Raw genomic sequence first — 10,490 nt, forward strand, 5'->3', positions numbered from 1 at the left:
GCCCAAGGGTCCGGCATCCGGCACCCGCACCCGCACCCGCACCCGCACCCGCACAAACAAGCCTGGGGGCGCCCCTCCCAAAGAAGGGCGCCCCCAGCCTCGTACCGAAAAGTCGTCAGCCCATGAACTTCTTGAACTCGTCCGGCAGCTCGAAGTCCTGCGGCTGCTGGCCGCCCGGCAGGCCGAAGGCTCCGCCGGCCTGACCCGCGGCCTCGCGGCGCGCTGCGGCCTCCTCCTCCTGCTGCTTGCGCTTCATCGGGTTGCCGGAGCGCTGCTTGCCCTTGGCCTTCTTGGGCTGCTTCTTCGCGCGGCCGGCGCCACCACCCGTGCCCGGCATCCCGGGCATTCCCGGCATGCCGCCGCCCTGGGCCATGCGGGACATCATCTTGCGGGCCTCGAAGAACCGCTCGACCAGGCCCTTGACCGCACTGACCTCGACACCGGAACCCTTGGCGATACGGGCACGGCGCGAGCCGTTGATGATCGTCGGCTCCTGGCGCTCGCCCGGGGTCATCGACTTGATGATGGCGGCCGTGCGGTCGACGTCACGCTCGTCGAGGTTGTTGATCTGGTCCTTGATCTGGCCCATGCCGGGGAGCATGCCGAGCAGCTTGGAGATGGAGCCCATCTTCCTGACCTGCTCCATCTGGGCCAGGAAGTCGTCGAGCGTGAAGTCCTGGCCCTTCTTGGAGGCCAGCTTCTCGGCCATCTGCTCGGCCTCTTGCTGCGAGAAGGTCTGCTCGGCCTTCTCGATCAGCGTGAGCATGTCGCCCATGCCGAGGATGCGGGACGCCATGCGGTCCGGGTGGAACGCGTCGAAGTCGTCCAGCTTCTCGCCGTTCGAGGCGAACATGACCTGGCGGCCGGTGACGTGCGCGATGGAGAGCGCAGCACCACCACGGGCGTCGCCGTCGAGCTTCGAGAGGACCACGCCGTCGAAGCCGACGCCGTCACGGAAGGCCTCGGCGGTGTTGACCGCGTCCTGACCGACCATCGCGTCGACGACGAAGAGGATCTCGTCGGGCGAGACCGCGTCGCGGATGTCCGCGGCCTGCTGCATCAGCTCCTGGTCGATACCGAGGCGGCCGGCGGTGTCGACGATGACGACGTCGTGCTGCTTCTGCTTCGCGTACTCGATGGAGTCCTTGGCGACCTGGACCGGGTCACCGACGCCGTTGCCCGGCTGGGGGGCGTAGATGCCGACCCCGGCGCGCTCGGCGACGACGCTCAGCTGGGTCACCGCGTTCGGGCGCTGGAGGTCGCAGGCGACCAGCAGCGGGGCGTGTCCCTGGCCCTGGAGCCACTTGCCGAGCTTTCCGGCGAGCGTGGTCTTACCGGCACCCTGCAGACCCGCGAGCATGATCACGGTCGGCGGCTGCTTGGCGAAGCGCAGCCGCCGGGTCTCGCCGCCGAGGATGCCGACGAGCTCTTCGTTGACGATCTTGATGACCTGCTGGGCGGGGTTCAGTGCCTGCGACACCTCGGCCCCGAGGGCCCTCTCCTTGACCTGCTTGATGAAGGCCCGCACGACCGGCAGCGCGACATCCGCTTCCAGCAGGGCGATACGGATCTCGCGCGCGGTGGCGTCGATGTCCGCCTCGGACAGGCGCCCCTTGCCGCGAAGGTTCTTGAATGTCGCTGCGAGGCGATCGGAGAGAGTGTCGAACACGGCGGTCGCGAATCCTCAAGTAGGGGGCAGGGGGGCAGGTCCGCCCTCCAGGGTATCTGTCCGCGCCAGGAAGGGTCTCCACCCCGTCACAGGGTTCCGGCCGCAGAGCCCCTTCAGGGGCGCGGGACTGTGCCATCGTGCGGCTCCGCCGCGTTGGCCGGCCCCGCCGCGGACGGCCCGCAGCCGCCGAACAACCCGCCAACGGAACACTCACTCCCGCAACGTGTCCTCCAGCGCCCGGGCGACCGAAGCCGCCTGCTCCCCCGGCAACGGCGCCCCTTCGGGCCCCGTCACATAGAACGCGTCCACCGCGTTCGCCCCCAGCGTGGACACGTGCGCGCTGCGGACCCGCACCTGCGCCTCCTCCAGCGCCCGCCCGATCCGGTGCAGCAGCCCAGGCGCGTCATGCGCACGCACCTCGATGACGGTGGCGAGCCGGGACGCCGCGGAGGCGACGGTCACCCGGGCCGGCGGTGCCACGATCCCCCGCCGGCGCGGATACGCGGCGTCCCGCTCGGCGAGGCGCCCGGCGATGTCGAGGGACCCGTCGAGGGCGCGTACGAGATCGGCGCGCAGGCGGGCGGCCTGCGGCAGTGAGCCGTACTCTGCCGCGACCCGCCAGTCGAGGAGCAGCACGGAGCCGGAGACGCCGTCGGGCAGGTCCAGCGCCCTCAGCTCCGCCGTCCGCACGGTGAGCCGGTGCATGGCGAGGACTCCCGCGACCGCGGGCAGGACGCCCTCCTGGTCCGGTACCGCGATGAGCAGTTCCACACCGAGGGGCTCCGGGTCGCCGGACGGCTCCTCGGCGGACGGTTCGGCCGGCGGCTCGGTCTGGGCGCGCAGCGCGAGTACGGGTCCCCCGGTGCGGAACGCCTCGATGGCGAGCCGCTCCTGCTCGGCGGTGGGCGCGACGGCCTCGGGCTCCTCGGGGGTGTCCCCGGCGAGCACGGCCGAGACCCGCTTGACCAGGTCGGCGACGAGAGAGGCGCGCCACGAGGACCAGGCGGCGGGCCCGGTGGCCAGCGCGTCCGCCTCGGTCAGCGCGTGCAGCAGTTCCAGCGTGCCCTGCGAGCCGACCGCCTCGGCCACCGAGCGCACGGTCGCCGGGTCCTCCAGGTCGCGCCGGGTCGCGGTCTCGACGAGCAGCAGGTGATGGCGTACGAGTGTGGCGAGGACGGCCACGTCCGAGCGGTCGAAGCCGATCCGGGCGGCCACGTCCCGCGCGATGATCTCGCCGGCCACGGAGTGGTCGCCGGGCCAGCCCTTGCCGATGTCGTGCAGCAGGGCGGAGACCAACAGCAGGTCGGGGCGGTGGACGCGGCGGGTGAACTCCGCGGCGCGGACGGCCGTCTCGATCAGGTGGCGGTCGACGGTCCAGATGTGGACGGCGTTGCGCTGCGGGCGGCAGCGGACGCGCTCCCAGTCGGGCAGCAGCCGGGTGATCAGACCCTCCGCCTCCAGTGCCTCCCAGACCTCGATGGTCGAGGGGCCCGAGCCGAGCAGCGTGACGAGCTGCTCGCGGGCCTCGGCGGGCCAGGGTGTGGGCAGCGGGCGGACCCCGGCGGCCATGCGGCGCACGGCGTGCAGGGAGAGGGGCAGGCCCGCCTGGGCGGCCGCGGCGGCGGCGCGCAGCGGCAGTACGGGGTCGCGGTCGGGGCGGGCGGCGCGGGCGAGGACGACCTCGCCGTCCTGCTCTACGACGCCCTCGGCCAGCGGTGAACGCTCGGCGGTCGGCTTGCCGCCGCCCAGCATGGCGCGCAGCCGCGGCCGTACAGCGCGCGACCGAAGCACGCGCCCCACCTCGCGCCAGGTGACATCACTGGCGTACGAGACGACGCGGGCGGCCTCGTACACCTGGCGCAGGAGTGTGTCGGCGTCGAGCAGGCCGAGTTCGGCGGCGACCTGGTCCTGCTCCTGGAGGGAGAGGCGGTCGGTGGCGCGGCCGGTGGCGAGGTGCAGGGCGTCACGGACGTCGAGGAGGCGCCTGCGGGCGTCGGAGAGGCCCTCGCGCGGGGCGTCGGCGAGCCAGGAGGCGGCGACGGCGCGCAGCGCGGTGGCGTCGCGCAGGCCGCCGCGAGCCTCCTTGAGGTCGGGTTCGAGGAGGAACTGCAACTCGCCCTGGCGCTCGGCGCGTTCGGCGCACAGCTCCTGGAGTTCGGGGAGACGTTTCGGCGCCTGGTTGCGCCAGTCGGCGAGGACGGCCGTGCGCAGTCCGGCGGTGAGGCCGAGGTCGCCGGCGAGGTGCCTGGCGTCCAGCAGTCCGAGCTGGACCTTGAGGTCCTCGCCCGCGACCTTGCGTGCCTCGGCGGGCGTACGGACGGAGTGGTCGAGGTCGAGGCCGAGGTCCCAGACCGGGTACCAGATGCGGTCGGCGAGGGAGGCCACGGCGCCGGGGTCGGCGCTGCCGTCGTGCAGGAGCAGCAGGTCGAGGTCGCTGCGCGGGGAGAGCTCGCCGCGGCCGTAGCCGCCGACGGCGACGAGCGAGATGCCGCGCAGCTTGTCGGCGCCCGCGTCGAACAGACCGGACAGCCAGTCGTCGGTCAGTTCGGCGAGGGCCGCACGGCGCGGCGGCCCGGACCGCGCCCCCTCCTGGAGGAGGCGCAGCCGGGCCGCCGCATAGCCGCTGGGTCCCGAGTCCTCTGCTTCCGTACGCACGTCCGTACTCGTCACCCAGTGGCTCCTGTTCTTGTTCTGCCTACAGCGCGTCGGGTCCGCGCTCGCCGGTCCGGACCCGGACCGCCGTCTCGACCGGGACGGACCAGACCTTGCCGTCGCCGATCTTGCCGGTACGGGCCGCCTTCACGATGACGTCGAGCAGCTGCTCGGCGTCGTCGTCCTCGACCAGCACCTCGATGCGGATCTTGGGGACGAGGTCGACGGTGTACTCGGCACCGCGGTAGACCTCGGTGTGACCCCGCTGACGACCGTAGCCGCTCGCCTCGGTGACCGTCAGACCGTGAACTCCGAAGGCCTGGAGGGCCTCCTTGATCTCGTCGAGCCGGTGGGGCTTCACGACGGCGGTGATGAGCTTCATGCGTCCACCTTCTTGGCCGGAGTGCCCTGGGCCGGGGAGGGTGCGGCGCTGAAGGACGCGCCGCCGCCGCCACCGCTGAAGTCGTATGCGGTCTCGGCGTGCTCGGCCTGGTCGATGCCCGCGATCTCGTCGTCCTCGGAGACCCGCATCCCGATCGTCTTGTCGATCAGGAAGGCGAGCACCGCGGAGGCCACGAGGGAGTAGGCGAGGACCGCGAAGACACCGGCGCACTGCTTCCAGAACTGGTCGAGGCCGCCGCCGTAGAAGAGGCCCGCGACGTCGGACTGGCCGCCGCCGGTGGCGAAGAAGCCGATCAGCAGGGAGCCGACGACACCGCCGACGAGGTGGACGCCGACGACGTCGAGCGAGTCGTCGTAGCCGAACTTGTACTTCAGGCCGACGGCCATGGCGCAGAGGATGCCCGCGATGGCACCGACGGCGATCGCGCCGAGCGGGGAGACCGCACCACCCGACGGGGTGATGGCGACCAGACCGGCGACCGCGCCGGAGGCGGCACCCAGCGTGGTGAACGCGCCGTGGCGGATCTTCTCGTAGGCGAGCCAGGCCAGCATGGCCGCGGCGGTGGCGATCTGCGTGTTGATGAACATCAGGGCGCCGACGCCGTCATCGTTGCCGAGCCAGGAGCCGGCGTTGAATCCGAACCAGCCGAACCACAGCAGACCGGCGCCGAGCATGACCAGCGGCAGGCTGTGCGGGCGCATCGGGTCCCTCTTGAAACCGACGCGCTTGCCGATCACGAGGATCACACCGAGTGCCGCGGCACCCGCGTTGATGTGGACCGCCGTACCACCGGCGAAGTCGATGACGCCGAGCTCGAAGGCCCAGCCGCCCGCGCCCCAGACCCAGTGCGCGACCGGGAAGTAGACGACCGTGGCCCACAGGGCGACGAACAGCGCCCAGCCCGTGAACTTCACACGGTCCGCGACGGCGCCGCTGATCAGGGCGGGCGTGATGATCGCGAACATCAGCTGGAAGACGGCGAAGACGTAGATCGGGATGGTGTAGCCGTCCCAGAGCTGCGTGATGCCGATTCCGCTGAGGCCCACGTAGTCCGAGGACCAGCCGATGATGCCGCCCGAGTCGGTGCCGAAGGCGAGCGAGAAGCCGTAGAGCACCCACAGGATGGTGACGATCCCCATGCTGATGAAGCTCATCATCAACATGTTCAGGGTGCTCTTGACCCGGACCATGCCTCCGTAGAAGAAGGCGAGACCGGGGGTCATGATCAGCACCAGGGCGGAACAGATGAGCATGAACCCGGTGTTGGCGGCAGACAGCGTGGGAGCGTCTGCGGCAAGCGTGATGGCTGGTGCCATCGGCGTCTCCTCGTCGTTTGGTACGGCCCCGTGCGGGCGAAGCCATGAGCGGTCATGAGGGGTGGGCCGGTTATGCGCCAGAGATTGGCGCAGCGCGGTTTCGACCGGCACCCCTCGATGTTTCGCCGCAGTGACGAAGAGGTCCTGTGTGTTACGCCTCGATGAACTGGCTGATGTCGGTCCGCACGATCGTTATCGTGGCGCAACCTTCATCGAAGGTATGGAACCGGCCGCGGCCGGCCGTCCGATGACCTGGCATGGGGGAGCCGAGTCGGGCTGTTAAGGACGGCGGCCGCGGCCGGGGTACTGGGTTCAGACCGCCTCGGCGGTCTCGGGCAGGTCGATGGCGAGCTGCTCGGTCAGGTCCACCACGGCGGCGAGATCCCCGAAATCGCGTACAGCCGTGTCGACGGTTTTTCGGATACGAGTGTTGACCCTCTCGGAGCGCACCTTCTTGGCGATCCCGAGTGCCTGGCGCACCAGGACCGTGCTCTGCTCGGGCTCCCGCCGCAGGAGGTGCACCGTGCCCATCCCGACGAGGTTGAGTGCGTACGAACGCTGGTGCTCGGTGTCCTTCTCGAAGAGGTCGACGGCCTTCTGCATGATGGGCTCGGCCAGCGAGGCGTACGTGGGGCTGCGGCCCGCGACGTAGGCGAGGTCGCGGAAGGAGTGGGAGTTCTCGCCGTGCAGCTCGGCCTCGGAGAAGAAGCGGATCCAGTCGGGCTCGGGCTCGTCGGACTCGGCCGCGTCACCGAAGGTGTCCTCGGCCATCCGGACGGCTCGCTTGCACTTTCCGGGCTGCCCCATGTTGGCGTAGGCCCGGGCCTCCATCGCATACAGCATGGACTGGGTTCGGGGGCTCGCGCAGTCGCGGCTTCCGTACTGGGCGAGGTGGATCAGTTCCAGAGCGTCGTCGGGCCGGCCGAGGTGGATCATCTGGCGGCTCATGCTGGAGAGGACGTACGAGCCGAGCGGCTTGTCGGCGGCTTCCTTGGCGGCGTGCAGGGCGAGGACGAAGTACTTCTGGGCGGTCGGCTGCAGCCCGACGTCGTAGCTCATCCAGCCCGCCAGCTCGGCCAGCTCGGCGGCGACCTTGAACAGGCGCCTGGTGGTGGCCTCGGGCTGGGGCTCCTGGAGGAGGTCGGTCACCTCGTGCAGCTGGCCGACGACCGCCTTGCGGCGCAGACCGCCGCCGCACTGGGCGTCCCACTGACGGAACATGACCGTGGTGGATTCGAGGAGGTCCAGCTCGGGCTGGGAGAGCCGGCCGGGGCGGCGCGAGGCGGCGGCGGACTCGGGCTGCTCACGGGGGGTGACGGGGCTGGGCACCAGCCAGCGCTGCATGGGCTCGATCAGCGAGGGGCCCGCGGAGAGCGCCAGTGACGTGCCGAGGAATCCGCGCCGCGCCAGCATCAGGTCGCTGCGCGAGAACTCACCGATCAGGGCAACGGTCTGCGGACCGGTCCAGGGCAGGTCGACGCCGGACACGGACGGTGACTGGTGCGCGGCGCGCAGGCCCAGGTCCTCGACGGCGACGACACAGCCGAAGCGCTCGGAGAACAGCTCGGAGAGAATGCGCGGGATGGGCTCGCGGGGATTCTCGCCGTCCAGCCATCGGCGGACGCGCGAGGTGTCCGTCGAGATGTGGTTGGCTCCCAACTGGCGTGCTCTGCGGTTGACTTGACGCGCAAGCTCACCCTTGGACCAACCGCTGCGCACGAACCACGAGCCCAACAGCTCATTGGGGCGCTTGTCAGCAGTCGTCCCGCCTCCGCCGTTGCCGCCCACTGGAACGCCCCCATCCCTGAACCCACTTGTGCGCTGTGTGCGCCAAGCCCTACCAGAATGCCGGTACATATGGTCGTCCGTCCGGTGGTTCTCACCCATCGAACGAGAAGCCGAGTTGCCTCCGGCATACCCACAAGTGCATGCGTCCCCAGGACCGTGCACTCACGGTAATCCTACGATCACCCCTCCAGCCATGGCGATCCCGGAAACGCCACCATTCGCCACCCCTTCGAATGAACTCCCGGCGGCCTGTACGCGATTCACTTGACACATGACGGCCGGGAGTGGGCGGAGCGATGCACATCGGGGCGCGCGAAGCCGGACGCACCACCCGTGACACCACCGGGCGCCGCATGAACCACACAGGGTTGGGAACGGAGAGTTACTGTTCCGTTCCGTCACGTAACCACCGGCGCGCTGGACCCGTTGGAGGGGGCATGGGCTTCACGATCGGCGGCATCCGCGAAATCCGGTCCGGCTCTCGTCGCCGCGGCCGCTCCTCGGAGTGCACGGCCGTGGCCGAGTTCACCGGGCTGTGGGGCTGGGACGTGGCGCCCGGCGCCCGGACCGCCGCGGGGACCTGCTCGTGCGGCCGGGCCGACTGCCCGGCACCCGGCGCGCATCCCCTGGACTTCGCCCCGGTCGTCCCGGCCGGTGCCACGCTCGACGAAGTGACGCAGGCCTGGGGCGAGTTCCCCGGTGCCGCGGTGATGCTTCCCGTGGGCCGCGCCTTCGACATCATCGAGGTCGCCGAGCCGGCCGGCCGCCGCGCCCTGGTCCGGCTCGAACGCATGGGGCTCCCGGTGGGCCCCGTGGCCGCCACCCCGGACGGCCGCGCCCACTTCTTCGTCGCCCCCGGCGCCGCGGCCGAACTGCCCGAACTGCTCTACCGCATGGGCTGGGACGACGCCGCGCTCGACCTGCACGGCCTGGGCCCCGGCGCGTACATCACGGCCCCGCCCTCCGACCGCGCCGGCCTCGGCCCGGTCCACTGGCTCCGCTCCCCCGCCCTCGACTCGGCCACGAAGCCGCCCGCGGCACGGCTGCTGCTGGGGACGCTGGCGTACGTGGCACACCGGTCGCGCGCGTAGCCCGGCCGGGCGGCAACAGCGAAGGACCCCACCGCATCTGCACCATGTGGCGGGGTCCTTCTTCAAGTTGGCACATACCAATTTTGGTATGTGGGTGTCACTCCCCGATAAGGGCATCCACGAACGCCTCCGGCTCGAACGGGGCCAGGTCGTCCGCGCCCTCACCGAGGCCGACGAGCTTGACGGGGACGCCGAGTTCGCGCTGGACGGCGATGACGATGCCGCCCTTGGCCGTGCCGTCGAGCTTGGTCAGGACGATGCCGGTGATGTCGACGACCTCGGCGAAGACCCGGGCCTGGACCAGACCGTTCTGGCCGGTCGTGGCGTCCAGGACGAGCAGCACCTCGTCCAGCGGGGCGTGCTTCTCGACGACGCGCTTGACCTTGCCGAGCTCGTCCATGAGACCGGTCTTGGTGTGCAGCCGGCCCGCGGTGTCGATGAGTACGACGTCCGCGCCCTCCTGGATGCCTTCCTTGACGGCGTCGAAGGCGATGGACGCGGGGTCGCCGCCCTCGGGACCGCGCACGGTACGGGCGCCGACGCGGTCGCCCCAAGTCTGCAGCTGGTCGGCGGCGGCGGCACGGAAGGTGTCGGCCGCGCCGAGCACCACGTGCTTGCCGTCGGCGACGAGCACGCGCGCGAGCTTGCCGGTGGTGGTGGTCTTGCCGGTGCCGTTGACCCCGACGACCATCACGATGCCCGGGGTGTCCAGACCGGACTCGGTGTTCACCGTGCGGTCGAAGTCGGGCACAAGGAGGGTGAGCAGTTCCTCCCGCAGCAGGGACCGCAGCTCGTCCGGAGTCCGCGTGCCGAGCACCCGCACCCGCTCGCGCAGCCGCTCGACCAGTTCCTGGGTGGGCTGCACGCCGACATCGGCGGTGAGCAGCGTGTCCTCGATCTCCTCCCAGGTGTCCTCGTCGAGGTGCTCGCGCGAGAGGAGCGTGAGCAGCCCCTTGCCGAGCGCGTTCTGGGAGCGGGAGAGGCGGGCGCGCAGACGGACCAGGCGGCCCGCGGTCGGCTCCGGGATCTCGACCGGGGGCGCTTCGACCACCGGCGCGGGCTCGTCGACGGCGACCGGCGCGGCCGCCGAGGCATCCGGAAGATCCACCTCCTCTATCGTGCGGCGCGGTTCGTCGCGCGGCGTCTCGGCCTCGTCGCCGATATGCGGCTCGGCCGGCGGAGCGGTGATGTCGGGGGCGGCGGGGGGCGACGGGGGCAGCTGCTTGCGCCTGCGGCTGCCGATGACGAGCCCGCCGAGCGCGCCGATCACGACCACGGCGATGACTACAGCAAGGATGACGATTTCCATAACACTCCCAGTATGGCGTGACCTCCCGCCCGGCCGTTCGTTCCCAACGTGGGGCTGTACACCCCACGGGCCGGGCTGGCCCGCCGCCCGACCCTGCGTCGGCCGGAAGCCCCTCAGGGGCGGAGTCACAACGCGTCCAGTATCGGATGCGCAGGGTACGCACAGCGTCCCCAGGGCGTGGGGGGGGGGGGGGGGGGGGGGGGGGGGGTGGGCGGGACCGTAAACCTTGTCGCTTCCTTCACAAAGCAGACACGAAATCCCC

Annotated in this window: 7 protein-coding genes; 1 reads left to right on the plus strand and 6 read right to left on the minus strand. The window is 71.0% G+C overall.

Annotated features, from left to right (window positions below; all coding sequences use genetic code 11):
- Positions 1-115: 115 nt before the first annotated feature.
- The 5 genes from ffh to nsdA form a co-directional block, all read right to left on the minus strand.
- Positions 116-1,669 (minus strand): signal recognition particle protein, encoded by a 1,554-nt coding sequence (gene ffh, locus ACZ5VQ_RS33880; RefSeq protein ID WP_469108299.1) that lies wholly within the window; start codon positions 1,667-1,669, stop codon positions 116-118.
- Positions 1,670-1,879: 210 nt separating this feature from the next.
- Entirely contained in the window at positions 1,880-4,339 is a 2,460-nt protein-coding gene (locus tag ACZ5VQ_RS33885; protein WP_469108300.1) for a [protein-PII] uridylyltransferase, read from the minus strand.
- A 25-nt stretch (positions 4,340-4,364) separates the two neighbouring features.
- Positions 4,365-4,703 (minus strand): P-II family nitrogen regulator, encoded by a 339-nt coding sequence (locus tag ACZ5VQ_RS33890; protein ID WP_055510557.1) that lies wholly within the window; start codon positions 4,701-4,703, stop codon positions 4,365-4,367.
- Positions 4,700-6,040, minus strand: a complete 1,341-nt coding sequence (locus tag ACZ5VQ_RS33895) for an ammonium transporter (RefSeq protein WP_362075700.1) — start codon at positions 6,038-6,040, stop codon at positions 4,700-4,702. Before ACZ5VQ_RS33895 ends, ACZ5VQ_RS33890 begins: the two co-directional genes overlap by 4 nt.
- 312 nt (positions 6,041-6,352) lie before the next feature.
- Positions 6,353-7,828: a transcriptional repressor NsdA gene (nsdA, locus tag ACZ5VQ_RS33900; RefSeq protein ID WP_469108301.1), complete on the minus strand. Its 1,476-nt coding sequence runs from the start codon at positions 7,826-7,828 to the stop codon at positions 6,353-6,355.
- A 437-nt stretch (positions 7,829-8,265) separates the two neighbouring features.
- On the opposite strand from nsdA, the gene ACZ5VQ_RS33905 reads away from it, so the two are divergent.
- Positions 8,266-8,919 carry a bifunctional DNA primase/polymerase gene (locus tag ACZ5VQ_RS33905; protein ID WP_469108302.1) on the plus strand — a complete coding sequence of 218 codons (654 nt, stop codon included), beginning with the start codon at positions 8,266-8,268 and terminating at the stop codon, positions 8,917-8,919.
- 97 nt (positions 8,920-9,016) lie between these two features.
- On the opposite strand, the gene ftsY is transcribed toward ACZ5VQ_RS33905, so the two are convergent.
- Positions 9,017-10,228: a signal recognition particle-docking protein FtsY gene (ftsY, locus tag ACZ5VQ_RS33910; protein ID WP_469108303.1), complete on the minus strand. Its 1,212-nt coding sequence runs from the start codon at positions 10,226-10,228 to the stop codon at positions 9,017-9,019.
- Positions 10,229-10,490 lie beyond the last annotated feature (262 nt).

Source organism: Streptomyces sp. NPDC033178, from assembly GCF_055577685.1.